This window comes from Streptomyces sediminimaris (assembly GCF_047049295.1).
Taxonomy (GTDB): Bacteria; Actinomycetota; Actinomycetes; order Streptomycetales; family Streptomycetaceae; genus Streptomyces; species Streptomyces sediminimaris.
In genome coordinates this window covers 909,804-935,179 of the sequence record NZ_JBJWOT010000001.1, presented here as the reverse complement: position 1 = coordinate 935,179, position 25,376 = coordinate 909,804, and the positions used below count along the sequence as shown (strand labels likewise).

19 protein-coding genes are annotated in these 25,376 nt (G+C 74.5%); 9 read left to right on the top strand and 10 right to left on the bottom strand.

From position 1 onward, the window contains the following. Positions 1-175: 175 nt before the first annotated feature. Positions 176-4,147 carry a glycosyl hydrolase gene (locus tag ACJ9NR_RS04345; protein ID WP_412489677.1) on the top strand — a complete coding sequence of 1,324 codons (3,972 nt, stop codon included), beginning with the start codon at positions 176-178 and terminating at the stop codon, positions 4,145-4,147. Here the strand turns inward: ACJ9NR_RS04345 and ACJ9NR_RS04340 are convergent. Together ACJ9NR_RS04340 and ACJ9NR_RS04335 are read right to left on the bottom strand one after the other, a co-directional pair. After that, on the bottom strand, positions 4,130-5,149 hold the full coding sequence (locus tag ACJ9NR_RS04340; protein WP_412489678.1) for a LacI family DNA-binding transcriptional regulator: 1,020 nt from the start codon (positions 5,147-5,149) through the stop codon (positions 4,130-4,132). The genes ACJ9NR_RS04345 and ACJ9NR_RS04340 overlap by 18 nt on opposite strands. A 109-nt stretch (positions 5,150-5,258) precedes the next feature. Then, positions 5,259-6,158, bottom strand: coding sequence for an alpha/beta hydrolase (locus ACJ9NR_RS04335; RefSeq protein ID WP_412490515.1), 900 nt, complete (start codon positions 6,156-6,158; stop codon positions 5,259-5,261). Positions 6,159-6,343: 185 nt separating this feature from the next. Between ACJ9NR_RS04335 and ACJ9NR_RS04330 the strand changes: the two genes are divergently transcribed. From ACJ9NR_RS04330 to ACJ9NR_RS04315, 4 genes are all read left to right on the top strand, one after another. Beyond that, a complete protein-coding gene (locus tag ACJ9NR_RS04330) occupies positions 6,344-8,341 on the top strand; it encodes an AfsR/SARP family transcriptional regulator (protein WP_412489679.1) in 1,998 nt (665 codons plus the stop codon). A 143-nt stretch (positions 8,342-8,484) separates the two neighbouring features. Further along, positions 8,485-9,963, top strand: a complete 1,479-nt coding sequence (locus ACJ9NR_RS04325) for a glutamate-cysteine ligase family protein (protein WP_412489680.1) — start codon at positions 8,485-8,487, stop codon at positions 9,961-9,963. A gap of 261 nt (positions 9,964-10,224) precedes the next feature. Continuing rightward, entirely contained in the window at positions 10,225-10,983 is a 759-nt protein-coding gene (locus ACJ9NR_RS04320) for an IclR family transcriptional regulator (RefSeq protein WP_412489681.1), read from the top strand. 114 nt (positions 10,984-11,097) lie between these two features. After that, on the top strand, positions 11,098-12,294 hold the full coding sequence (locus ACJ9NR_RS04315; RefSeq protein WP_412489682.1) for a PP2C family protein-serine/threonine phosphatase: 1,197 nt from the start codon (positions 11,098-11,100) through the stop codon (positions 12,292-12,294). Positions 12,295-12,381: 87 nt separating this feature from the next. On the opposite strand, the gene ACJ9NR_RS04310 is transcribed toward ACJ9NR_RS04315, so the two are convergent. The 4 genes from ACJ9NR_RS04310 to ACJ9NR_RS04295 all read right to left on the bottom strand — a co-directional run bounded on the left by ACJ9NR_RS04310 (position 12,382) and on the right by ACJ9NR_RS04295 (position 15,730). Continuing rightward, positions 12,382-13,503 carry a Gfo/Idh/MocA family protein gene (locus ACJ9NR_RS04310; RefSeq protein WP_412489683.1) on the bottom strand — a complete coding sequence of 374 codons (1,122 nt, stop codon included), beginning with the start codon at positions 13,501-13,503 and terminating at the stop codon, positions 12,382-12,384. Then, positions 13,473-14,183: a ThuA domain-containing protein gene (locus ACJ9NR_RS04305; RefSeq protein ID WP_412489684.1), complete on the bottom strand. Its 711-nt coding sequence runs from the start codon at positions 14,181-14,183 to the stop codon at positions 13,473-13,475. Before ACJ9NR_RS04305 ends, ACJ9NR_RS04310 begins: the two co-directional genes overlap by 31 nt. A gap of 128 nt (positions 14,184-14,311) precedes the next feature. Then, positions 14,312-15,166: a class I SAM-dependent methyltransferase gene (locus ACJ9NR_RS04300; protein WP_412489685.1), complete on the bottom strand. Its 855-nt coding sequence runs from the start codon at positions 15,164-15,166 to the stop codon at positions 14,312-14,314. 174 nt (positions 15,167-15,340) lie between these two features. Beyond that, positions 15,341-15,730 carry a winged helix-turn-helix transcriptional regulator gene (locus tag ACJ9NR_RS04295; protein ID WP_412489686.1) on the bottom strand — a complete coding sequence of 130 codons (390 nt, stop codon included), beginning with the start codon at positions 15,728-15,730 and terminating at the stop codon, positions 15,341-15,343. A gap of 149 nt (positions 15,731-15,879) precedes the next feature. Here ACJ9NR_RS04295 and ACJ9NR_RS04290 point away from each other — a divergent pair, with 149 nt between their 5' ends. After that, positions 15,880-16,725 (top strand): SDR family oxidoreductase, encoded by an 846-nt coding sequence (locus tag ACJ9NR_RS04290; RefSeq protein WP_412489687.1) that lies wholly within the window; start codon positions 15,880-15,882, stop codon positions 16,723-16,725. A 108-nt stretch (positions 16,726-16,833) separates the two neighbouring features. Here the strand turns inward: ACJ9NR_RS04290 and ACJ9NR_RS04285 are convergent, their stop codons facing one another. After that, complete coding sequence (locus ACJ9NR_RS04285; protein WP_412489688.1) at positions 16,834-17,985, bottom strand: S1 family peptidase; 1,152 nt, start codon at positions 17,983-17,985, stop codon at positions 16,834-16,836. 391 nt (positions 17,986-18,376) lie between these two features. On the opposite strand from ACJ9NR_RS04285, the gene ACJ9NR_RS04280 reads away from it, so the two are divergent. Genes ACJ9NR_RS04280 through ACJ9NR_RS04270 form a run of 3 tightly spaced genes read left to right on the top strand, consistent with a single transcriptional unit; the run spans position 18,377 to position 21,182 of the window. After that, positions 18,377-19,492: a Gfo/Idh/MocA family protein gene (locus ACJ9NR_RS04280; protein WP_412489689.1), complete on the top strand. Its 1,116-nt coding sequence runs from the start codon at positions 18,377-18,379 to the stop codon at positions 19,490-19,492. Further along, positions 19,489-20,427 carry a DUF6807 domain-containing protein gene (locus ACJ9NR_RS04275; protein WP_412489690.1) on the top strand — a complete coding sequence of 313 codons (939 nt, stop codon included), beginning with the start codon at positions 19,489-19,491 and terminating at the stop codon, positions 20,425-20,427. Before ACJ9NR_RS04280 ends, ACJ9NR_RS04275 begins: the two co-directional genes overlap by 4 nt. Then, positions 20,421-21,182, top strand: coding sequence for a cupin domain-containing protein (locus tag ACJ9NR_RS04270; RefSeq protein WP_412489691.1), 762 nt, complete (start codon positions 20,421-20,423; stop codon positions 21,180-21,182). Before ACJ9NR_RS04275 ends, ACJ9NR_RS04270 begins: the two co-directional genes overlap by 7 nt. 130 nt (positions 21,183-21,312) lie before the next feature. Here the strand turns inward: ACJ9NR_RS04270 and ACJ9NR_RS04265 are convergent, their stop codons facing one another. The 3 genes from ACJ9NR_RS04265 to ACJ9NR_RS04255 form a co-directional block, all read right to left on the bottom strand. Further along, on the bottom strand, positions 21,313-21,738 hold the full coding sequence (locus ACJ9NR_RS04265; protein WP_412489692.1) for a VOC family protein: 426 nt from the start codon (positions 21,736-21,738) through the stop codon (positions 21,313-21,315). Between the two features lie 76 nt (positions 21,739-21,814). Then, the gene (locus ACJ9NR_RS04260) at positions 21,815-22,669 is read right to left on the bottom strand and encodes an AraC family transcriptional regulator (protein WP_412489693.1); all 855 of its coding nucleotides are present in this window, start codon (positions 22,667-22,669) and stop codon (positions 21,815-21,817) included. A 259-nt stretch (positions 22,670-22,928) separates the two neighbouring features. Next, positions 22,929-25,313 (bottom strand): ATP-binding cassette domain-containing protein, encoded by a 2,385-nt coding sequence (locus ACJ9NR_RS04255; protein ID WP_412489694.1) that lies wholly within the window; start codon positions 25,311-25,313, stop codon positions 22,929-22,931. Between the last annotated feature and the right edge of the window lie 63 nt (positions 25,314-25,376).

Below are 25,376 nucleotides of genomic sequence, written 5' to 3'. Positions count from 1 at the left end.
AGGGTCGGAAAAACGTTCCAACAACCCCTCATGCGGCCATTTGCAGGAAGCCGTGACAGCCTCCTTCCCGCCCCCGTGATCCGGTGCCAACATGCCAGGTGGTCGATGTTCCGGCTGGTGTAAAACGTTTTTGATCCGCGAGCGTGCCTCAGCCGTACCCGGAAGGACCGTATCCGTGATCTCCTCCGCGCTGCAGCAGCTGTTCGACGACCCGCCCCGCGACTTCGGCCCCACTCCGCTGTGGTGGTGGTCGGGCGCGAGGGTCACCCGCGAGCGGCTCGCCTGGCAGATGGCCCGGTTCGCCGAGGGCGGCGTGCACAACCTCGTGGTGATCAACCTGGCGCCCGCCGGGCCCGGTTTCGGCGCCCGGGCCGACGAACCGGCGTGGTTCGGTGAGGAGTGGTGGGCACGGTTCACCGATGCCTGCGAGATCGCCCGGGACCTCGGCACCCGCCTGTGGTTCTACGACCAGATCGGCTTCTCCGGCGCCAACGTCCAGGGCGGCGTCACCCGCCGGCATCCCGAGGCGACCGGACTGGCCCTGCGCTCCCGCCGGGTGACGCTCCCCGGTGGCGCGCTCCGGCCGGGGAGCGGGGAGGCCCTGGTCGGCGCCTACGCGGCGGACGGCCGGCGCCTGCCCGTCTCCGGCACGCGGATCGAGGCCGCCGACGGCAGCGAGGTCCAGCTCGTCACCGCCGTCCCCACGGCCTTCGACTACCTCGACCCGCGGGCCGTCGGCCTGCTGATGGACGCCGTCCACCACGAGTTCGACCGCCGCGTCCCCCAGTACCTGGGCAACGTCGTCGCGGGCAGCTTCCAGGACGAACTGCCCGGCACCAACGCCTTCGGCCGCGGCTTTTCCGAGGCCTTCCGCGCCCGTCGCGGCTACGACCTCCTGGACCACCTGCCGGCGCTCTTCCAGGGGGCCGCCGGGGCCGTGGACGGCGCTCGGTCGGCGAAGATCCGCGCCGACTACTACGCGGTCCGCGCCGAACTCACCGAGGAGGCCCTCTTCCGGCCCCTGGCCGCCTGGCACGAGGAACGCGGCATGCTCCTGGGCTGCGACCAGAGCCACCCGGCGCGCTCCGGCCACCCGGCCCAGTCCACGCAGATCTACTCGGACTACTTCCGCACCCACCGCTGGTACGGCGCCGCGGGCAGCGACCACCACGGCGACTCCAAGGTGCACTCCTCCATGGCCCACCTCTACGGGCACGAGCGGGTCTGGATCGAGGCGTTCCACTCCTCCGGCTGGGACGGCACCCTGGAGGACACCTACGACTGGCTCCTGCCCTTCCTGCGCAGCGGCGCCAACCTCTACAACCCGCACGCCAGTTACTTCGGCACCGCGGGCGGCTGGTTCGAGTGGGCGCCGCCCTCCACCGACTGGCGCCAGCCCTACTGGCGGCAGTACCCGGCCTTCTCCCGGGCCGTCGCCCGGATCTGCTCCCTGATGTCCTGGGGCACCTACAGCGCCGACGTCGCGGTCCTGCACCCCACGGCCACCATGCAGGCGCTCATCCCGCTGGACGCCCCGGTCAGGCACTTCGGCGACGGCCGCCTCGGCGACGGCCACGCCGAGGCCGACGAGACGCAGCGGCACTACCTGGACCTGTGCGGCACCGACAACTGGCTGCGGCCGCACGCCGGCGCCCTGGACCGGCACCGGATCTCCTTCGACGTCGTCGACGACGCCTCGGTGCAGCGGGGCACGGCCGCGGACGGCGCCCTGCGGATCGGGGACCTGGCCTACACCGCCGTCCTGCTGCCCTCGGCGAGCGTGCTGGAGGAGGACACCGCGCGCCGGCTGACCGAACTGCTCGACGCCGGTGGCCGCGTGGTCGCCGTGGGCCGTCCGCCCGCCACCGCGGCCGGACTCGCCGGTGACGACTCGGCCGTGGCGGCGCTGCGCGCCCATCCGGGACTGGAGCGGGCCGGCGACGCCGAGGCCGGGGCGGCCGCGGTGGCCGATGCCGCCGGGCACGCCACCGGCGACGTGCCGCTGCTGGTGAGGCGGCGGGGCGAGAACGGGATCGCCCTGGTGACGGGTGCCTATCCCGACGCCCGTACGCATCCGCCCGGGGGCCGCCACGACGTCGATCCCGCGCGCTACGCCCGCGCCAGGTCCGTCACCGTGCGCGCCCCGGTGGCCGAGGCGGAGGTCTGGGACCCGGCCACCGGCAGCCGGCGCCCGGCGCCCGTCACCGTGGCCGACGGCGTGTCGACGCTCGAGGTGCCGCTGGACGGCGCCCCCGCCGTCCTCCTCGTCTGGCGTGAGGGCGCCCCGCCGCCCCCGGCGACCGCACCACCGGCCGAGCCGGTCCGCACGCTCGACCTGTCGACCGGCTGGCAGGGCCGCCTCGTCCCCACCATGGACAACACCTGGGGCGACCTCGCGCTGCCCGCCGGGACGTCCGTCGAGGAGCCGCAGATCTGGACCATGCGGTGGACCGAGTCCGGCGCCCCCCACGCGCCCTGGGAGCAGGCGCGCGCCACCTACGGCAACCGGGTGCGCGTCCTGCCTCCGGTGCCCGCCGCGAAGGCCCCCGACCCGCTGGACCCCGCGTCCGCCGCACGCGTCCTGGCCGGCGAGCTGCCCCTCGTCCCCGGCGGCGAGGGCTGGGGCGTGGCGCTGTTCTCGTCGAGCCGCGGCACCCCCCGGCCCGAAGGGCTGCTGGGCAACAAGGGCCTGGTGAACGAGGAGTTCGTCCGCTCCCCGGTCCCCGGTCCCGGAGCCGTCGTCCGGGTCCGCACCGTCGTCGAGACGGACCACCGCGGACCCGCCGACCTGCACGTCGGCGCGGAGGCGGCCAAGCGCGTGTGGTGGAACGGCGAGCGGCGGACCACCGGCACCGGCCACCTGGCGACCGCCCGGGTGGAGGTGGAGCGCCGGCGCAACGTCCTGGAGTACGAGCTGTCCGACGCCGAGGACCGCCCGTCCGCCATCTCGGCCGAGGCCCACACCCCGCTGGGCAGTTGGTTCTGCCTGACCCTCCCGGACCGGTTCGTACCCCGCCCCCGCCCCATGTGCCTGCCCGAGGGCGTACGGCCGGACGGCCGCGTGACCTACCGGGGCAGGCTGAGCCTCGCCGCCGACGCGCGGGCGGTGCTCGTGGTCGGTGCCGCGGCCGGGGTCACCGTGCTGCTGGACGATGCCGTCGTGGCACGGCAGGAGAAGACCGAGTACTACGAGTCCGACTGGGGCGCGGTGCCGATGTTCTTCCGGCACGAACCGGCCCTCCCGGCCGGCGAGCACGTGCTCGCCGTCGTGGCCGACGGCGTCCGCGCCCGGGACGCGGTGTTCGTCGACCTCGTAGCCGTCACGGCGTCGGGGGCGACCGCGCTCGTCAGCGGAGCCGGCTGGCAGGCCGAGACGGGTGGATGGCGCGGACGCACGGCCGAACACCGTGGCAGGTGGGGGGAGTTGCAGCACTGCCACGCCGCCGTACGGCCGCACCCGCTGCCGGACACCGAATGGCTCACCGGCGCCCCGGTGCTCGGCGGCCGCGTCCTGCCGCTGCGCTGCACCGACGACGTCCGCGAGAGCGCGCAGCGCTTCCGCTTCACCGTCCCGCCCGGCACCGTCTCGCTCGACCTGCCGCTGGAGCCGCCCGCGCGGGTGCGGATCGCGGGCGGAGCCGAACGGCGGCTGGACGAACCGGTGCTGACGCTCGATGAGCCCCTGCCGGAGCCGGCGGAGATCGAGGTCGTCACCGGTCCCACGGCCGTGCTGCGGGGAGGTTCCGCCTGGCGCGGACCGGCGCGGGTGCGCACCGTGCCGGCGCCGCTGGCGCTCGGGGAGTGGCGGTCACAGGGGCTGGGCGGCTGGAGCGGCGCCGTCACCTACACGCGCGAGGTGGAGGTGCCCGGCGGACCCGACCCGGTGCTCGACCTGGGGCGGGTGCGCGGCAGCGTCACGGTCGCCGCGGACGGCGCACCCGTGGGGGAGGCGTTCTGCGCGCCGTACCGTTTCCCGCTGCCGGGTGCCGCCGGGCGCACCGTGCGGATCGAGGTGACCGTCCACAACACCCTGGCCCCCTACCTCGCCGAAGCCACCCCGACCGCCTGGGCGCTGCCCCACCGGCCCGCCGCCGGGCTGCTGGGACCGGTGACGCTCCGGGTGCCGGGCTCAGGCGACGGGCAGTGACCCGGTGGAGTCCCGCACCACCAGGTCGGGCGCGAACACCCTGGTCTCATGGGTGTGTTCGGCGTGTGCCTCCACCTCGTCGAGCAGCATCTGCACGGCGGCCCGGCCGAGATCCTCGACCGGCTGCCGGACCGTCGTGAGGGTCGTGCCGACGAAACTCGCGATGTCCAGGTCGCCGTAGCCCACCACCTGCACGTCCTCGGGGACCTTCACCCCCCGCTCGGCCAGGCCGCGGCACAGCCCCGCGGCGAGGAAGTCGTTGGTGCAGAACACCCCGTCGGGCAGCCCGTCGAGACCGCGGGCGATCCGCAGGCCGTACGCCACCGTCATCTCCTCGGCGACCACCTGGCCCAGCCGTGCCGCACGCCGGCTGCGCACCGCCTGCCGGGCGCCCTGGTAGCGGTCGGCGCACTGCCGTATGGAGCGGTCGCCGTTGACCACGAGGATGTCGCACGCCCCGCGGTCCAGCAGGTGCTGCACGGCGGTGCGGCCGCCGCCGATGTCGTCGACGGAGACCGAGCAGCCCTCCTGGGCCGGCAGCGCGCGGTCGGCCAGGACCAGCGGGATGCCGCGCTCCCGCAGCCGGGTCAGCCGGGTGGGGTCGGCGCTGAGCGGGACGACGACGGCGCCGACGGCCCGCTGCTCGACCAGCATGGTGAAGTAGCCCTGCTCGCGCTCCGGCGCGTCCCCGCTGTGGCACAGCACGAGTGCGTAGCCGTGCTCGTAGGCGGCGTCGGCGGCACCCCGCGCGATGCGCGCGTAGAAGGAGTTGGTGACGTCGGGCAGCACCAGGCCGATCGACGACGAGTGCCCGGTGCGCAGTCCGGCGGCGCCCGGATGGGGCACGTAGTCGAGCGCGGCCACCGCGTCGCGGACCCGCTCGGCGGTGCGCGCGTTGACACGCTCGGGACGGTTGAGCACGTTCGACACCGTCGACACCGAGACGCCGGCGGCGGCCGCGACGTCCTGGATGCGGGCGGGGCGAGCCGGAATGGCGTCCACCCCCCTCGCTGTGGCAGCCGTGCGACCAGGCACGACGTGGTCCTCAAAGGCGAGGTCAGTCTACCCCGGCTGCGCCTGCAACGTTTTTCGCGCCGGTGCCGCGGCGGGCTCAGCGGGCGAGCAGGTGCCTGAGCTCCCCGGCGACCCGCTCGGGGGCCTCCTCGGCCATGAAGTGGCCGAAGCCGACGGTGCGGTGGACCAGTCGCGGCGCCCAGCCGGACCACAGGTCACGGGCGTCGAAGCCGAGGGCCGCGCCCCAGTCCTGCTGGAGCACCGTCACCGGCATCCCCAGCACCCTGCCCGCCTCCCGGTCGGCCCGGTCGTGCTCCAGGTCGGGGCCGGCGGAGGCCCGGTAGTCGGCCACGATCGACGGCACCGCAGCCCGGCAGGCGTCCAGGTACGCGGTGCGGACGCCGTCCGGAATCGCCCCGGGGTCACGGGCCCACAGATCCAGGAAGTGGCCGAAGAAGAGGTCCGGATCGGCGGCGATCATCCGCTCGGGCAGACCCGGCGGCTGGGCCATCAGGTAGAGGTGGAACCCCACGGCCGCGTCCGCGCCGCGCATCACCTGCCACATGTCCAGCGTCGGCAGCACGTCCAGGCAGGCCAGGTGGGTGACGGCGGCCGGGTGGTCGACCCCGGCCCGGAAGGCGACCAGGGCCCCGCGGTCGTGCCCGGCCAGCGCGAACCGCTCGTGGCCGAGCGCGCGGGCCAGCCGCACCACGTCGGCGGCCATGGTGCGCTTGCTGTAGGCCGTGCCGTCGGTGTCGGCGGGCTTGTCGCTGGCGCCGTAGCCGCGCAGGTCGGGGCAGATCACGGTGTGGTCGGCCGCGAGGTCGGCGGCGACGTGCCGCCACATCAGGTGCGTCTGCGGGAAGCCGTGCAGGAGCACGATCGGGCTGCCCGAGCCCCCGACGGCGGTGTGGAGGGCGACGCCGTCGGCGACCTGGACGCGATGGTGCTCGAAGCCGGGGAGGGTGGGGGCCGCGGTGTGCCGGGCGGGCGGCACGGCCGGCCCGGCGCAGGTCTCGGTCCGCCCGCTGGACGGCACGGTGTGCTGGCTGGAGGTCACGGTCGCTGCTTTCGTCGGTGCTGAGGGTGTCCGCAGGTCTGCGGACACGACGAGCGTCCCGCGCGCGGATCAGCATCCGGTCAGCACGTACTGTGGCGGTGGAGCGGGCACGGGAGGTGAGGATGGAACCGGTCACCTTCGGTGTGCTCGGACCGGTGGCGGCCTGGGACGGCGCCGGTGGCCCGCTGCCGCTGAAGGGCCCACGGCACCGGGCGGTGCTGGCCCGGCTGCTCGTGGCGCGCCGGCGGGTGGTCCCGGTCGCCCGCCTCGTCACGGACCTGTGGGACGAGCCCGGGGCGGGCTCCGCCGGGGCCGTGCGGACCTTCGTCGCCGACCTGCGCCGCGCCCTGGAGCCGCAGCGCCCGGCCCGCGCACCGGCCCGGCTGCTGGTGACCGAGGGCCCCGGATACGCCCTGCGCGCCGCGCCCAACGGCGTCGACGCGTGGCGGTTCGAGGCGGCCCTCACCGACGCGGCCGGGCTGCCGCCCGCGCGGGCGCTCCAGCGGCTCGACGCCGCGCTGGAGTTGTGGCGCGGCCCCGCCTACGCCGAGTTCGCCGACGAGGACTGGGCCCGCGGCGAGCGTTCCCGGCTGGCCGAGCTGCGCCTCGGCGCGGTGGAGCGCCGGGCCAGGACCCGGCTGGAGCTGGGGCAGGCGGCCGAGGCGGTACCCGACCTGCACGCCCACGTGGCCGAGCACCCCTGGCGGGAGGAGGGCTGGCGGCTGCTGGCCCTCGGGCTGTACCGCACCGGCCGCCAGGCGGACGCGCTCGCCGTGCTGCGCCGCGCCCGGACCATGCTGGCCGAGCAGCTGGGCGTGGACCCCGGGCCGGGGCTGCGGCGCCTGGAGAGGGACATCCTCACGCAGGACCCGGGCCTCACCGTCCCGGCCGCACCTCCCACGGCCGCGGCCCGGCTGTGGACCCGGGTGGCCACGGACTACGACCGTACGGTCGCGGCGGACGCCAGAGCACGGCTGGAGTCCACCGTCCAGCTGGTCCGCAACCTCGCGGTGACCGGGGGCGGCGGCCTGCGGGCGGCCCAGGAGCACCGCCTCGCGGCCGTCACCGCGGCCGAGGAGTTCGGCGACCCGGCCCTGACCGCACGGGTGATCGGCGCCTACGACGTCCCCGCGATCTGGACCCGCAGCGACGACCCCGAGCAGGCCCGGCGGATCGTCGCGGCCGCCGAGCGCACCCTGGCCGCGCTGCCGGAGGACGGCACCCACACGGCGGCGCGCGGCAGGCTGCTGGCCACCGTCGCCCTGGAGATGCGCGGCACCCGTTCCCCGCGCGGTCCGCGGGCCGCGCGTGAGGCGCAGGACCTGGCCCGCCGGCTGGACGACCCCACCCTGCTGGCGTTCGCCCTCAACGGCGCGTTCATGCAGTCCTGCACCCGCGCCGGGCTCGCGGCGCGGCGCGACGCCCTCGGCGCGCGACTGGTCGGCCTGGCCGCACGCCACGGCCTGGAGGACTTCGAGGTGCTCGGCCGGCTGATCCGCCTGCAGGCCCGCGGCGCGCTCGGCGACTTCGCGGCGGCGGACGGCCACGCCGCCGCCGCGGACCGGCTGGCCGAGCGCCACGAGCGGCCCCTGGTGGGCGTCTTCACCCGGTGGTACGGCGCACTGCGCCTCGCCGCCGCCGGGCGGACGCCCGAGGCCGAGGACGCCTACGAGGCCGCCGCGGTGCGGCTGCGGGGCTGCGGCATGCCGGGCCTGGAGCACGGTCTGGTGCCGCTGACCCGGCTCTGTCTGCGCCTGGCGGACGGCCGCGCCTGCGCCCGGCAGGCCGCCGCGCACGTCGACCCGGACGACGACTGGGGCCCGTACCGCCCGTGGATCGAGCCCTTCGTCCCGCTGCGCGAGGGCGACCCGAAGGAGGCCGCGGAGCTGCTGCGCGCCGCGCCGGAACCACCGGCCGACCTGCTCTACGAGGCACTGTGCTGCCTCCAGGCGGCACTCGCGCTGGAACTGGACGACCGCCCGGTGCTGGCCCGGCTGCACACCCGCCTGGCCCCGGCCGCGGGCGAGCTCGCGGGAGCGGGCAGCGGGTTGCTCACCCTCGGCCCGGTCGGCCACTGGCTCACCGCGATCGGTGAGCGGCTCGGTCACGGAGGGCTGTGAGCACGCGCCCGGCACGGCGGCCGTGAACGCCGTGGCGGACCGGCCGGGGCGGCGTCGGCACGGTGGGGCGCCGACTGTGCGGGAACCGTACGACGTGCGACTCTGGGACCGGAGGTGTCCGCCGAGGGGACTCGGGAGGGCCCATGGGACGTGACGTACCCGCCCTGGTGTTCACGCGGGAGGACCGCCGCCGGTACCGGGAGAAGATGCACACCTGCCTGGACGTGCTGGCGCGGATGCTGCGCGAGTCGGGATTCGAGAGCGAGCGTCCGCGGGTCGGGCTGGAGATCGAGCTCAACCTGGTCGACGGCGACGGGCGGCCGGCGATGCGGAACGCCGAGGTCCTCCAGGCGATCGCCGACCCCGCCTGGTCGAGCGAGCTGGGCCGCTTCAACCTGGAGATCGACATTCCGCCGCGGCAGCTGACCGCGGGCGGCCCCGGAGCGTGGGAGCAGGCGATCCGCGACGCCCTCAACCACGCCGAGGAGCGCGCGGCGGCGCTGGGCACGCACTTGATCATGATCGGCATCCTGCCGACCCTGGGCGAGGAGGACGTGGGGGAGGCCGCCCTGTCCGGCGATCCGCGCTACCGGCTGCTCAACGAGCAGATCTTCGCGGCACGCGGCGAGGACCTGCGTATCCGGGTGGACGGCGTGGAGCGGCTGTCGATGTACGCCGATGCCATCACCCCGGAGGCCGCCTGCACCAGCACCCAGTTCCATCTCCAGGTCGAGCCGAAGGAGTTCGCGGACTACTGGAACGCGGCCCAGGCCGTCGCGGGCGTCCAGACCGCCCTGGCCGCCAACTCCCCCTTCCTCTTCGGCAGGGAGCTGTGGCGCGAGACCCGCGTCCCCCTCTTCGAGCAGGCCACCGACACCCGCCCGCAGGAGATCAAGGCCCAGGGCGTACGGCCCCGCGTGTGGTTCGGGGAGCGGTGGATCACCAGTGTCTTCGACCTCTTCGAGGAGAACGTGCGCTACTTCCCGGCGCTGCTGCCGCTGTGCGACGACGAGGACCCGCAGCGCGCCCTCGACGCCGGCGGCGTTCCGGAGCTGGGCGAACTCACCCTGCACAACGGCACGATCTACCGCTGGAACCGGCCCGTCTACGCCGTCACCGGCAGCGGACCGCACCTGCGCATCGAGAACCGGGTGCTGCCCGCCGGCCCCACCGTCGCCGACATCATCGCCAACGGCGCCTTCTACTACGGCCTGACGCGCGCCCTGGTCGACGACGACCGGCCGGTGTGGACGCGGATGTCGTTCGCCGTCGCCGAGGAGAACCTGCACGCCGCGGCCCGCGACGGCATCGACGCCCGGCTCTACTGGCCCGGCAGCGGCGAAGTGCCGGTCACCGAGCTCGTGCTGCGGCGCCTGCTGCCCCTGGCCCACCGGGGCCTGGAACTCGCCGGCATGGACGCGGCCTGGCGCGAACCCCTGCTGGGCATCGTCGAGCAGCGCTGCGTCACCGCCCGCAACGGCGCCCTGTGGCAGGCCGAGACCGTCCATCACCTGCAGGACTCCGCCGGCTGCGACCGCCGGGAGGCCCTGCGGCGGATGACCACGACGTACATGGACTACATGCACCTGAACGCGCCCGCGCACACCTGGCCCGTGGACTGAGGGGCGCCCGGGCCCGCACCTTCGACCACGGCAGGCGGACACGCGACGTCTTCACCTCACTCGCCGTGGACCGTACCGGCCACCTCTCCGGGGCCTGCCCCTGCTGTGCGGACTGCTCGCCGTCACGGCGGCGGGCCTCGGGCTCGTACGCCGGACACGTGCTGCTCGAAGTGGGCGTTCCCAGGTCCGTCCCCCAGGTCCAGCCCCTCGATCCGTCCGTCTCACGTTGACCCCTCCGTGCGCCTGCCGCACGCTTGAGACATGGGTGCGCACGACGGCCCCACGCTGATCACGTCGGTCCAGCGGGCCTTCCGGCTGCTGGAGGCGGTGAGCGCGCACGAGAACGGCGCGCCGGCGAAACAGCTGGCACGTGAGACGGGCCTGCCCCTGGCCACGGCCTACCATCTGCTGCGGACCCTGGTCCACGACGGATACCTGCGCAAGCTCGGTGACGGCGGGTTCGTCCTCGGGGACCGGATACAGACGCTGCGGGCCACGGGCCGCGGTCAGACGCTGCTCAGCCGGGTCCGCCCCGCGCTGGCCGCGCTGCGGGACGAACTCGCGAGCGCCGCCTACCTCACGTTCTACGAGGACGGCGAGATCCGTGTCGCCGAGATCGTCGACAGCCCCCGGGCGCCCCGCGTCGACCTCTGGGTGGGTTTCGAGGACGCCGGCCACGCCACCGCCCTCGGCAAGTCCGTGCTCCGGGAGCTGGACGAGGAGGCCCGCATGGACTATCTCTCCCGCCACCCCCTGGCCGACCTCACCCCGCGGACGGTCACCAGCCTGCCCGAACTCCTGCGGCGGCTGGACTCCTCGTCCGAGGCACCGGCCGTCACGGACCTGGAGGAGTACAGCCTGGGCACCGTCTGCGTCGCCGTGCCCGTCCGCAGCGGGGAGACACTCGGCTCCCTCGGCGTCTCGCTGCCGGTGCAGCGGCTCGCCCGGGTGCCGGGGATCCGGGACCGGCTGATCCCGGCCGCGGGGCGCCTGACCCGGGCGCTGTCGCTCACTATCTGAAAATCCTCTTCTTGTGGGGCCCGGGGCGAGGCCGTTTCCTGGGGGAAACAGACATTCCGCCGCCGCGCCCCCAGCCCTTGTGCGCCCTACACGGAACAGGACAGCGAAGAGCACATGAGCCAGGTCCGCCAGCCCGACGACGGCCGTCGGCCCACAGGGGCGCACGGATACCGAGCCGCCGGTCGCGGGGCCTCGGCCCGCAGACGTGCCCTCGCGCAGCTGACGTCGACGGCGCCCGTCCTGCCCGCGCTGGTCGTCACCGTGGTCGTGCTCGCCGATCTGGCGGGCGGAGCGGGAATGTACTGGCTGCCGCTGCTGGCCGCCGGGCCCGCGCTGGCCGCGACCACCAACGGGCCGCGTGGTGTCCTGTGCGTCGGGCTGCTCGCCGTGGCGCTGGGCGCGTCCCTCGGCGCCTGGGACGGCTATCCGCGCAGGGAGCTGGTGGCCGTGCTGTCCGCCCTGGTGGCGGTCACCCTGGCGAGCGCCCTGGCCAGCGGGCTGCGGGCCGGCCGCGAACGGGTGCTCGCCGCCGTGCGCTCGGTGGCGGAGACGGCCCAGCACGCACTGCTCAAGCCCGTACCGGCGACCGTCGGCCCCTTCCAGGTGGCCGTCCGCTACAGCGCGGCGGCGGCCGAGGCCCGGATCGGCGGTGACCTGTACGCGCTGATCCCCACGCCGTACGGGGTCCGGCTGATCGTCGGTGACGTGCGCGGCAAGGGGCTGCCCGCCGTGGGCACCGCCGCGCTGGTCCTCGGCGTCTTCCGCGAGGCCGCCTGGGACGAGCCCGATCTCCTCGCCGTCGTGGACCGGATCGAGCGCAGCCTCGCGCGCAACCTCGGCAGCGACGACTTCGTCACCGCCGTGATCGCCGGTCACCCTGGTGAGGGGCGCCTGGAGATGGTCAACTGCGGGCACGCGCCACCGCTGCTGGTGCGCGCGTCCGGAGACGTGGAGGCCGTGGAGCCCCCGCAGCCGGCCCCGCCCCTCGGGCTGCGCGGCCTCACCGATCACGCCCCCGGCCTCCAGGTGCTGCCCTTCACCGACGGGGACCAGCTGCTGCTGTACACGGACGGGGTCACCGAGGCCCGGGACGGCGGCCGCGCGTTCTACCCGCTCGACGAGGGACTGGCCCGCCACGTCTGCCACGACCCGGACCGCACCCTCGACGCGCTCCACGGCGAACTGCTGGAGCACGTGGGCGGGCGGCTCGACGACGACGCGGCGCTGCTCCTCGTCCGCAAGCCCACCGCCGCCGAGGCGGCGGCGCCCGCCGGGGCGGACGGAAGGGACGTGGCCGCTGAAGCCGCGTGAGTGCCTTTCCGGTGGTGGTGAGCGGGGCGGGGGAGGACGGAGAGGGCGGGGCCGGCCGTGGTGCGGGGGTTCGTCGCGTCGTGCTGCTCAGCGTGGTGCGGGGCGGGCCCGAGCCCGCCACCTCCCGGCGGGCGTGAGCGGGACGGCGGCGGGCCGCGGTGCCGTCGTCGTCAGCTCGATCCGTCGCCCCTCGGCCGACGAGCGCAGCAGGGCGGTCATCGCCTCCAGCACGTGCAGGGCGAGATCACCGCTCGCCCGCGGCGCCCGCAGCCCGTCGGCGGTGACGAAGTCGAGCAGGCCGACACCTCGTGCGCCCTCGGCGTACCCGGCCGACGGCGGGAGCGTGCGCCACCCGGTGCCGCCGAGCGCGAAGAGCCGTACCTCGCCGTCGAAGTGGTTCGGGTCCGGCACCGAGAGCGTCCCCGCGTCACCGTGGACCTCGATCGGCGCGGCGGTGGTGGCCGCGCCGTCGAAGCTCGTCGTGATCGTCGTCAGGGCTCCGCCCGCGTGCTCCAGCACACCGGAGACGTGACTGTCCACCTCCACCGGTATCCGCTCGCCCGCGCGCGGCCCGGAACCGATGACGCGCTCGGTGCGCAGCCTGCTGGACGCCCCGGTCACGGAACGCACCGGACCCAGCAGGTGGACCAGGGACGCGAGGTAGTACGGCCCCATGTCGAGCAGGGGGCCGCCGCCGGGGGCGTAGTAGAAGTCGGGCTGGGGATGCCAGCGCTCGTGTCCGGGTGTGACCATCACGGCCGTGGCGAACTGCGGACGCCCGATGGTCCCCGCCTCCACGGCCGCCCGCGCCGTCTGGATCCCGGTGCCCAGGACGGTGTCCGGCGCGCACCCCACACCGACGCCCGCCGCCGCGGCCGCCGAGAGGACGGCACGGGCGTCGTCGACCGTGGTGGCCAGCGGTTTCTCCCCGTACACGTGCTTGCCGCGGGTCACGGCGCCGAGGGCGATCCCGGCATGGGCCGCCGGGATCGTGAGGTTCAGCACCGTGTCCACGTCCGGGCTGCTCAGCAACTCCTCCACGGTGAGCGCCCGCGCGCCGGGCAGCCCGGCGGCGACGGAGGCCGACCGGCCGGCGTCGAGATCGGCGACCGCGGTGACGCGCACGCCGGGATGCCCGGCGAGGGTGTCCAGGTACGCCCGGGAGATGACGCCGAGCCCTACGACGCCGATGCGGTGCGCGTCGCCCACAGCATGCCCCTCTCGATGACCGTGCGGACGCTCGGGTCCGCCAGGACGTCCAGGCTGTGCCCCGGGGTCGTCACCACGATCCGGCCGGCGCCCCACCGGCGGGTCCAGATCGCGGGAACGGTGACGGGCCGGTGCCACGGCTGCCACGGCCGGGCCGGGTGGGTGGTGGTGGCCAGAACCTCGATCAGGTCGTCGTGCAGCACCCAGTACTGCTCGGTGCACAGCTCGAAGTCCCCGATGCCCGCGGTGACGGGGTGCTCACGGCCCAGTTCGGTGATGCTGACGACGTACGGCAGGAAGTAGTCCTCACCCTCGCCCCGCCGCTCGCACGGTTCCTTGCCCGGATGGGTCGCGAACTGCCCGCCCACCAGGTGGAGATAGTCGGAGGAGGCGCGGAAGGAGTCGACGATGCCGCCGTGCCAGCCGGTGAGGCCCGTGCCGGCCGCGACCGCCGAGGCCAGCCCCGACACCTGCGCGCCGGTGATCTCGCTCATCGAGACGCACTGCACCACGAGGTCCGTGCCGGCCATCTCGTCGGCGTCGGCGTACACCTCCGTCGACTCCTCGATCCGCACCGTGAAGCCGCTCTTGTCGAGGAAGGGCAGGAACATCTCCGTCGCCTCGACCGGCCGGTGCCCCTCCCATCCGCCGCGAACGATCAGAGCCTTCTTGCGCGTCATCTTGTTCCTCACCCCGGACAGCGGAGTCCTCACTATGCGCCAGGCGCCCGCGCCGGGGGAAGGGTGCCTGGATCAACGAAAGATTTCGAGGCCGGAGCCCGCTCGGCGGCCGGACGCGCCTGCGCCGCTCACCTGCCGGCGAGCGCGGACGAGGCCCGGGCGTCGATGACCCAGCAGGCCGCGGTGAACCGGATGTCCGGGCCCTGTACGAAGGTGTCGAAGGCGGCGCGGACCTTCTCGACGACCCGGCGGCGCGTCGGTCCGTCCAGTTCGCCCATGACCTGGCTCAGCGGGCCCAGCCGGGTGAAGTAGCGTTCCAGCGCCGCCTCGGGCAGGACGCACTCCACGTCGGCGGGCCGGATGCCGATCCCGGACCAGCCGCTCTCCGCCAGGATGCGGTGGACCCGGTCGGCGTCCGCGAAGGCGAACTGGCCCGGCCCGCCGGGGCTGCGGGGCGGAAGGTCCGGCAGCAGCGGCGCGGCGGCGCGTTCGGCCGTCGTCATGAACGGATTCTCCTCGGAGCCGCGCCAGGCGACGAGCCGCAGCCGGGCGTCGTCCGTCGCGGCCCGCCGGAGGTTGGCGAAGGCCCGGACGGGGTCGCTGAAGAACATGACGCCGAATCGTGAGACGACGGCGTCGAAGACGGCGGGTTCGAAGGGGTGGTCCTGTGCGTCGGCGCGGATGAACGACGCCGGCGTGCCCTCCCGTTCGGCGCGCTCGCGGGCGGCCGTGACCAGCGGCTCGGAGATGTCGACGCCGACGCAGCTGCCCGCGGGGCCGAGCCGCCCGGCGACGGCCAGCGTGACGCCGCCGGTGCCGCAGCCGACGTCGAGCACGCGGCCGGGCCGTTCGGCGGACACGGCATCGACGAGCAGGGCCTCGAGACGGCGGAACATTCCGTCCAGCACCGGCTGCAACTCGACCCAGGCGTGACCGCCGGGCCCGTTCCAGCGGTCGCCGTAGGTCTCAGGTGTGGCGTCCATGCCCGTCTCCCTCTCCTCGCGGTCGTCCGGTCCTCCCCGCGCTCGACCGGCCTGGATGACACCGTGCCACTCCCGGCGCACCCGGGTACAGAGAATGACAGAACTGGGCATATCCGACGTGTCGCGGTCCACGAACACGCGATCATGCACGGACGCGCGATCACGGACATGCGATCACGCCGGGTCGGCGTCGTACTCCCGCCGGGCCCGCTCGACCCTGTCGAGGTTCTCGGTGGCCCACTCCGAGAGCTGCGCGAACAGCGGAGCGAGGCTGCGGCCGAGTTCGCTGATCTCGTACTCGACCCGGGGAGGCACCTCCGGGTGATACGTGCGCACGACGAGACCGTCCCGCTCCAGCTGCCTCAGCCGCTGGGTGAGCACCTTCGGCGTGATCCTCGCGATGCGCCGCTCCAGCTCGACGAAGCGCTGCCGGCCGTAGGTGTGGAGACTCCACAGGATGGGTGTCGTCCACCGGCTGAAGACGATGTCCACGACCGGACTGATCGGGCAGGCGACTTCCGGATCGGCCCCGGTGGCCGTCGACCGGGCCCCTGTGTCGGACACACGCTCCCCCTCGGGATAGCCACTTTCCTGTAGGTACCTACTATACCGGCGGTGTTAGCGTCCACGAGGCGCCCGGACGGCAGGTCCTCGCGGCGCTCTCCGCCCCCTTGGGGTACCGACGACAGCACGCCGAGACAGGGGAGTTCTTCATGATCGTAGTGACGGGGGCGACCGGCAACGTGGGCCGATCGCTCGTGCGGACGCTCGCGGCAGCCGGCGAGCGGGTGACCGCGACCTCCCGCGGCGTCTCGGCCGCCGACGTGCCGCGGGGAACGCGCCATCACCGGGCGGACCTGACCGAGCCGGAGACCCTCCGCCCCGCTTTCGACGGCGCGGACGCGCTGTTCCTCCAGAACGGCGGACCCAGCGCCCTTCTGCTCGACCCGCACGCCATCCTCGGCCTCGCGAAGGCCGGCGGCATCACCCGCGTCGTGCTGCTCTCCTCCCAGGGGGCGGCGACCCGGCCCGAGTCCGCCTCCCACGGAGGCACGGTTCGCGCCATCGAGGACGCCGTGCGGCAGTCGGGCCTGGACTGGACGATCCTGCGCCCCGGCGGCTTCCACTCCAACGCCTACGCCTGGGCCGAGTCCGTCCGCACCCGGCGCGTCGTCGCCGCGCCCTTCGCCGACGTCGGTCTGCCCATGATCGACCCGGCCGACGTCGCCGACGCCGCCGCCGCGACCCTGCGCCGGGACGGCCACACCGGGCGGATCTACGACCTCACCGGTCCCGCCCTCGTCACGCCCCGCCGGGCGGCCCGGGAGATCGGCGACGCCCTGGGCGAACCCGTCCGCCTCGAGGAGCTGAGCCGCGCCGAGGCCCGCGCCCTGATGACGCGCTTCATGCCCGAGCCCGTGGCCGACACGACCCTCGACATCCTCGGCTCGCCGACCCCGGCCGAGCGGCGCGTCAGCCCCGACGCCGAGCGGCTGCTCGGCCGCGAGCCGGCCACGTTCGCCGACTGGGCGCACCGCCACGCCGCCGCGTTCCGGTAGGCGCCGCGCACCCGCCGCCCTCCGTGATGCGCCGCGGTGGCGGCGCGTGCCCGGCGGGCTTCGCCGGCCCTTGCCCGGCGAAGCCCGCCCGGCCGCGGAAGGGCGGTGTCACGCGGTGTGCAGCGTCAGCCCGTAGCGGTTGAGGATCTCGTTGATCGGCTGGTACCAGGTCTCGCCGCCGGAGCTGCAGTCGCCCCAGCCGCCCGAGGTGACGCCCTGCGCCTGGTCGCCGCTGATGAAGGAGCCGCCGGAGTCACCGGGTTCGGCGCAGACGTTCGTCTTCGTCATCTGGTGGACGGCGCCCTGGCTGTAGTTGACCGTCTCGTTCTTGGCCAGGACCGTGCCGCAGTGCCAGTGCGAGGTGGAACCGGAGCGGCAGATGGACGCGCCGACGGGGGCTTCGTTGGAGCCGCGGACGAGCTGGTCGGACACCGTGCCCCAGCCGAGCACCACCGGCACGGTCCACCAGCCGCTGCCGACGTTGACCCAGGAGTAGTCGTTGTCCGGGAACGACGACCCCTGGAAGTTGCCGATGTAGGAGTGGTCCCAGCCGTACACCGCGCCGGTGTGCTGGTCGCAGTGCCCGGCGGAGACGAAGCCGCCGTACACCGAGAAGCCGATGGAGCAGCGGACGTTGCCGGTGTAGTACGGGTCGCCGCCCACGGTGCCGGCCGCGAGGGTCCGCGGTGTGTGGGCCGTCTGCTGCACGGTGACCGGGCCCGCCTTGCGCGCCCGCGTCAGGAAGGCCCGGACATCGTTGTCATCACGGTGTGCGGTGACGACGTCCACGACGACCTTGTTCGCCTTGGTGTCGACGTACCAGTTGCTGACGCCCGCGGGTGCGGACAGGGCGTCGATGCGCGCCTTCACGGCGTCGAGCTGCCGTGCGCTGTGCCGCACGAGGCGCACGGTCGCGCCGGTCGCCCGTACGGCGCTGGTGTCGGCGCCGCGGGTGACGGCCACGGTCAGCCTGCCGCTCGAGGCGTCGAACCAGGAGCCGCCGTAGGAGGCCCCGGCGGCGCGCTTCGCCTTGCGTTCGACGGCCGTGGCCGTCTTCTCGGCGGCCAGGCGCGCCTCGGCCTGGCTCTTCGTCAGGCCGAAGTCGTGCTGCATCGCGGACAGGAGCGAGGCGGAGGCGGGGGCTTCGGCGGCGGGTGCGGGAGAGCCGGCGGCGGAGGCCGACCGGGCGCCTGCGGTCGCCCAGGTGCCCAGCAGGAGGAGTGCGGACAGGGCTGTGCGCGTCGCTGTTGTGCGTCTCAAGGCGGTGCCCCTTCGTTGTTCCGGCAGAGGTGGGGGTGGAACAGCAGGATCATGAGAGCGCTCTCAGGCGTGCTCGCCCGAGCATAGCGGGGGATCATGGACAGGTCCATGCCAATGGAGACCCTTGATGCCTGCCGGTGAACGTCCTTGGCGGACGCCGCCCGATCGCGTCCCCGGGGTGTCGTCGACCGCGTCAGGAGGGTGGGCGGTGACGGCGGGAAAGCCGTCCGCTGTGCGCCCCCGGGAGGCGTGATGTGCCCCCGACCTGCTCCGTCGGCTCCCGGAACTTGCCGCAGGGGGGTTGTCCTGACATGCACCCGCACCTAGGGTCGCTCCGAGTGCAAGCGCTTTCTCGCTTGACCGTTCGCCGTATGCCCGAGGAGCGCCCCGTATGCCCCAACGCCCCCATCGCCGCTCAGTCGCCGTCGTCGGCACCGGCGCCATCGTCAGCGGCAGTCACCTGTCCGCGCTGAGGGCCCACGCGGACCGGGTGGAGCTGGTCGCCGCCGTCGACGTGGACGAAGGCCGGCTGGAGGCCTTCCGGCAGCTGGCGGGCGGCGAGGTCGCCGGGTACACCTCGATGGACGCGATGCTGGACGCCGTACGGCCGGAGCTCGTTCTCATCGGTACGCCGCCGTCCCTGCACCGGGAGCAGACGACCGCGGCGCTCAAGTCGGGCGCCTGGGTGCTGTGCGAGAAGCCGCTGTGCCTGTCGCTGGCCGAGTACGACGAGATCGCGGCGGCCGAGGAGTCGTCGGGCGCCTACGCCTCGGTCGTCTTCCAGCACCGCTACGGCTCCGGCGCCGTGCACGCGCGCGAGCTGATCGCCGGCGGCCGGGTGGGCGCGCCGCTGGTCGCGCACTGCCAGACCACCTGGCACCGTGACGCCGCCTACTACGCGGTGCCGTGGCGCGGGCGCTGGGCCACCGAGGGCGGCGGCCCGACCATGGGCCACGGCATCCACCAGTACGACCTGCTGCTGCACCTGCTCGGCCCCTGGGCGGAGGTGCGGGCCATGGCGGCGCGGCTGGTCCACGACACCGAGAGCGAGGACGTCTCGACGGCCCTGGTCCGGTTCGGCAGCGGCGCCCTCGCCACCGTCGTCAACAGCGTGCTCTCCCCGGACGAGGTGAGCCGCATCCGCATCGACTGCGCCGACGCGACGATCGAGCTCACCCACCTGTACGGCCACCGCAACGACGACTGGGTCTACACCCCCGCCCCGCACGTCGCCGCCGGGTACGCCGCGGCCTGGCACCCGCCCGCCGCGGACGTCCCCAGCTCGCACGCCGCCCAGCTCGGCGCCCTCCTCGACGCCTACGACAGCGGCGTACGGCCGCCGGGCAGCGGCCCGGACGCACGCGCCACGCTGGAGTTCGCGGCCGCCCTCTACAAGTCCGCCTTCACCGGACCGCCCGTGCTCGCGGGCGAGATCGGCCCGGGGGACCCGTTCTACCCGGCCATGCACGGCGACCACCCCGACTGGGCCCCGAAGGAGCGCGCATGAGCATCCGCGTCAGTCACGCGTACGGCGACCACATCGCGGTGGCGGCGGCGGACGGCACCGAGATCCTCCGCTACGTCTACCGTCCCGACCCCGACGCCTTCGAGTCGCGCAAGCCCTACGCCCACCCCGTGCGCACCCTCGCGGGACGCACGGTGACCGGATACCGCCCGAGCGACCACCGCTGGCACAAGGGCCTGCAGATGACGGCGAGCCATCTGTCCGGGCAGAACTTCTGGGGCGGTAACTGCTACGTCCACGGCGAGGGCTATCTGCGGCTGCCCGAGCGGATCGGCTCGATGCGGCACGACGGCTTCCCCGCGTTCACGGCCGAGGACGACCGGCTCGCCTTCACCGAGGCGCTGACCTGGGTGGAGAACGGCGGTGCGGAGTGGGCGCGCGAGAGGCGCACGATCACCGTCCACTCGGTCGACGAGGGGGCCGGAGCCTGGGCCCTGGACTGGTCGATCGAGCTCACCAACCTCCGCGACCGGCCGCTGGCCTTCGGCTCGCCCACCACCCACGGGCGCGAGCTGGCCGGCTACACCGGACTGCAGTGGCGCGGCCCCCGCGACTTCACCGGCGGCACCGCCTTCGGCCCCGACATCGACGGGGGAGCGGGCCCGGACGCGGGCAAGCTGATGGGCACCCAGGGCCCCTGGCTGGCCTTCACCACCGAGCACGACGAGGTCGACGCGCACTCCACGCTCGTCTTCGCGCACGCGCCCGAGAACCTCGACGAGTCGGCGGCGGTCCACGCCTCGCACTGGTTCGTGCGCTCCGAGCCGATCCCCACGGTCGCCTTCTCCTGGGCCTTCTTCGAGGAGTTCGAGCTGGCGCCCGGCGCGTCCTTCGGCTACCGCTACCGGGTCGTCGTCGCCGACGGGGCCTGGGACCGCGACCGCGTCACCACCCACCTGGCGGGCCTGCCGTGGTGAGCGCCCCCGGCCCTGCCCTGCCCCACCCGCTGCCCGGCGCGGTCGGACTGTCCCACCTCAGTGCCTACGACTGGGAGGCCGCCGACGGCGTGTGCGGCGGCAGCCCGCACCTGCACCTGGTGTGCACGGAGGCGTACGTCGTCACCGGCGGCCGGGGAGCCGTGCAGACGCTGAGCCCCGACGGTTACCGGGACATCCCGCTCCGGCCGGGCTCGGTCGCCTGGTTCACGCCGGGCACCGTGCACCGCATGGTGCAGGGCGGCGGCCTGCGGATCACCGTGCTGATGCAGAACAGCGGCCTGCCCGAGGCCGGGGACGCCGTCTTCACCTTCCCGCCCGAGGTGCTCGCCGACCCCCGCACGTACGAGGCCGCGGCCACACTGCCGCCCGGTGGGGGAGCCGGGACGGAGGCGGCCGCGCTCCGCCGCAGGGACCTCGCCGTGGAGGGCTACCTTCTGCTGCGTCAGGCGCTGGTCGCCGGGGACGCCGGACCGCTCCGGGAGTTCCAGCGGGCGGCCGCCCGGCTGGTGCGCGAGAAGGTACCGCGCTGGCGGGAGTTGTGGCGGTGCGGAGCGCTGGCCGCCGCCGAACGCACCGGCGCCCAGCTCGACGCGCTCGCGGCGGGCGGGGACGACTACCTCGCCGACGCGACCGCGCACCGGAGCGAACCCACCCGGCTCGGAGGTTTCGGCATGTGCGGCCGCCGTGACGAGTACGCGCTGCCGGGGGCCACACTGCCGTACGAGGACCGGTAGCCCGCGACGCGAAGCAGCCGCCCGGGCAGCCTGCCGGGCCGCGGCGGCGCGCGGCCCGGCCGTCCGAGAGCGGCCGGCGGCGGTCGGCCGGATCGTCCCCGACCGCCCCGGACGCCCCGTCCGGCGGTGCTCAGCGCGGCTCCCCGGCGTACGTGCCGAAGTACCACCGGTTGCCCTCCGGGTCGCGGGCCGTGAAGTCGCGCGAGCCGTAGTCGGTGACGTGGAGGTCCGTGATGATCTCGGCACCGGTGGCCTTGGCCCGGGCGTGCACGGCGTCCGGGTCGGCGGTGACGACATAGGCGCTGAAGGCCCCGGGGGGCGTCGGGCCGGTGCCCGGCCGCGTGCCCCCGCGTTCGGAGCCCAGCATGACGCCGCCGCCCTCGGGCCAGTTGAGCTGGGCGTGTTCGACCAGGTCGCCGTCGCCGTACACCACGCTCTCCTCGAAGCCGAAGGCGTCGACGAGGAAGCGGATCAGCGCCCGGGCGTCGTGGGCGCGCAGGGTGGGCCACACCTGCGGGGCAGTCGGCTGCTCGGCGTTGTCGGGCGTGGTGGTCATGGTGATGAGCCTCCGTGTCGCGGATGGTCGCCCGGTCCGGGCGGTTGCCCGGTTCGGGCGGTTGACGTCACCAGCCTCACGCGGGCGGGTAGTGCCCGGATTGGATGTTTCGGAACTCCTGCGCCAGCCAGTCGCTGGGCGTGCAGGCGGCCAGCGCGGCGAACTCGCGGTCCAGATGGGACTGGTCGGCGTAGCCGCAGTCGGCGGCCAGGCCCGCGAGGTCCGGGGCGCCGGGGTGGCCGGCCAGGCGGCGGCGTGCCAGGTCGAAGCGGATGACCCGGGCGGCCGCCTTGGGGGTGAGGCCGATCTCCGCGCGGAAGCGGTTGCGCAGGTGCCGTTCGCTGACCGCGGTCTCGGCCGCGAGCCGGTCGACGCGCAGGCGCCCGCCGGCCGACAGCAGCCGCTGCCAGGCACCCGCCACCGGGGCGGCGCAGGCGGTGCGCGCGCCGTCGTGGCGGGCCGTGCGGCGCAGCAGCCAGTCGTCCACGGCGGCGAAGCGGGCGTTCCAGCCGGACGCCTCACGCACCTTGTCGTGGACCTCGCGGACGTCCGCGCCCAGCACGTCGTCGGCATGGACGTCGGTCCCGGCGAGCTCGCCCGCGGGCAGTCCCAGCAGCACGCGCGCGCCGAGCGGGCTGATCGCGACCTGGATGCCGGACTGCCGCCCGGGCATGTCGATGAGGGCGGGGGCGAGGTGCAGGCCGCCGAGCAGCGTCGGGTAGTCGCCGGGGGGCGCGCCCGGATCGGGGTGGGCGGCGACGCTCAGCGGCTCGTGGAGGGTGATGATCAGCGTCAGCCACGGGGACGGCAGCCCCCGGTGCCGGCTGGGCGGGACCCCGCGCTGGCGGTAGCCGGAGTACCAGCCGACCAGCCCCCGCAGAGCGGGCGCGGGCGCCACCCGCACCGCCTCGTCCACGCTGTCACCCGCCATACGGTTCATTGTCCCGCGGGCGGGACGGACGGCACCATGGGCGGCCGGGTCGGTCCGGCCGGTCCGGCCCGGACCAGCACCGCAGCGCCGGTCTCCGGAGGGGGCCGCGACGCCCGTGGAGTGCGCCGCCGCGGGACGGATGCCCGGCGGGCGATCCCGTGGCCGGCCGCCACCCCCGCCGGAGCGGCCGCCACCCCCGCCGGAGCGGCCGCCACCCCCGCCGGGGCGGCGGCCGGCCACGGGAAGTGCGCCGCCCCGGTCAGGCGCCGATGTACTTCGCGAGGTGCCGGGCGGTGAGCGTGGTGCGGGCGGCGACGAGGTCGGCGGGGGTGCCCTCGAAGACGACGCGGCCACCGTCGTGGCCGGCCCCGGGCCCCAGGTCGATGATCCAGTCGGCGTGCGCCATGACCGCCTGGTGGTGCTCGATGACGATCACGGACTTGCCGGAGTCGACCAACCGGTCGAGCAGGCCGAGGAGTTGCTCCACGTCGGCCAGGTGCAGACCCGTCGTCGGCTCGTCGAGGACGTAGACGCCGCCCTTGTCCGCCATGTGCGTGGCCAGCTTCAGGCGCTGGCGTTCGCCGCCGGAGAGGGTGGTGAGGGGCTGGCCGAGGGTGAGGTAGCCGAGGCCGACGTCCGCGAGGCGCTCGAGGACCCGGTGCGCGGCCGGCGTGCGCGCCTCGCCCTCGGCGAAGAAGTCCAGGGCCTGCGCGACGGGCATGGCGAGGACCTCGGAGATGTCCCGACCGCCGAGGCGGTATTCGAGGACCGAGGCGTCGAACCGCTTGCCCTCGCAGTCCTCGCAGGTGCTGGCGACCCCGGCCATCATCGCCAGGTCGGTGTAGATGACGCCGGCGCCGTTGCAGGTCGGGCAGGCGCCTTCGGAGTTGGCGCTGAACAGGGCGGGCTTGACGCCGTTGGCCTTGGCGAACGCCTTGCGGATCGGCTCGAGGAGACCGGTGTACGTCGCCGGGTTGCTGCGCCGCGAACCCCGGATCGGGCTCTGGTCGACCGAGACGACCCCGAGGTCCTGCGGGATCGACCGGTGCACCAGCGAGCTCTTGCCGGACCCCGCGACACCGGTGACCACGGTGAGCACGCCGAGCGGGACGTCCACGTCGACGTCCCGGAGGTTGTTCGCCGAGGCGCCGCGGATCGGAAGGACCCCGGTGGACGCGCGCACCGCGTCCTTGAGCGTGGCGCGGTCGTCGAGGTGGTGTCCGGTGACGGTGCCGCTGCCGCGCAGTCCGCCGACGGTGCCCTCGAAGCAGACGGTGCCGCCCGCCGTACCGGCGCCGGGTCCCAGGTCGACGACGTGGTCGGCGATCTCGATGACCTCCGGCTTGTGCTCCACCACCAGCACCGTGTTGCCCTTGTCCCGCAGCCGCAGGAGCAGGTCGTTCATCCGCTGGATGTCGTGCGGGTGCAGGCCCGCGGTCGGCTCGTCGAAGACGTACGTGACGTCGGTGAGCGAGGAGCCGAGGTGGCGGATCATCTTGACGCGCTGCGCCTCGCCGCCGGACAGCGTGCCCGCGGCCCGGTCGAGGGAGAGGTAGCCGAGGCCGATCTCCACGAAGGAGTCGAGGGTCCGGCGCAGCGCGGTCAGCAGGGGCGCCACGGACGGCTCGGCGAGGGCGCGCACCCAGTCGGCCAGGTCCCTGATCTCCATGCGGCAGGCGTCCGCGATGGAGATCTCGTCGATCTTCGAGGTGCGGGCGTGCTCGGCCAGCCGGGTACCGTCGCAGTCCGGGCAGGTGGCGAAGGTGACGGCGCGTTCCACGAACGCCCGCACGTGCGGCTGCATCGCCTCCTTGTCCTTGGACAGCATCGACTTCTGGATGCGCGGGATCAGACCCTCGTAGGTCATGTTGATGCCCGCGATCTTCATTCGGGTGGGCTCGTGGTGCAGCAGGTCGTGCAGTTCCTTCTCGGTGAACTCGCCGATCGGCTTGTCCGGGTCGAAGAAGCCGGACTCGGCGTACAGACGGGAGTTCCAGCCGCCGCCGGTGTAGCCGGGGATGGTGAAGGCGCCCTCGTTGATGGACCTGCCGGCGTCGTAGAGCTGGGACAGGTCGAGGTCGGAGACCGTGCCGCGGCCCTCGCAGCGCGGGCACATGCCGCCGACCTTGTTGAAGGTGACCTTCTCCGCCTTCTCGGCGTTCCCCACCTTGATCGCGCCGGCCGCCGAGACCGAGGGCACGTTGAAGGCGAAGGCCCCGGGCGGGCCGACGTGGGGCGTGCCGAGCCGGCTGAAGAGGATCCGCAGCATGGCGTTGGCGTCGGTGGCGGTGCCGACCGTGGAGCGCGGGTCGGCGCCCATCCGCTGCTGGTCGACGCTGATGGCGGTGGTCAGGCCGTCGAGTACGTCGACCTCGGGCCGCGACAGGTTCGGCATGAAGCCCTGCACGAAGGCGCTGTAGGTCTCGTTGATCAGCCGCTGCGACTCCGCGGCGATCGTGTCGAACACCAGGGAGCTCTTGCCCGAGCCGGAGACGCCGGTGAACACGGTCAGCCGCCGCTTCGGGATCTCGATGCTGACGTCCTTGAGGTTGTTCTCGCGCGCGCCGTGCACGCGGATCAGGTCGTGGCTGTCGGCGGCGTGCTGCGCGGACGACTGCGAGTCCGTCCTCTGGGCCGTGGTCATCGTCTCTCCATCTGTCGGGCCGGGCGGGAGCGTGGCGCCGGTGGCCGGCGGGTGGTCGTGCGG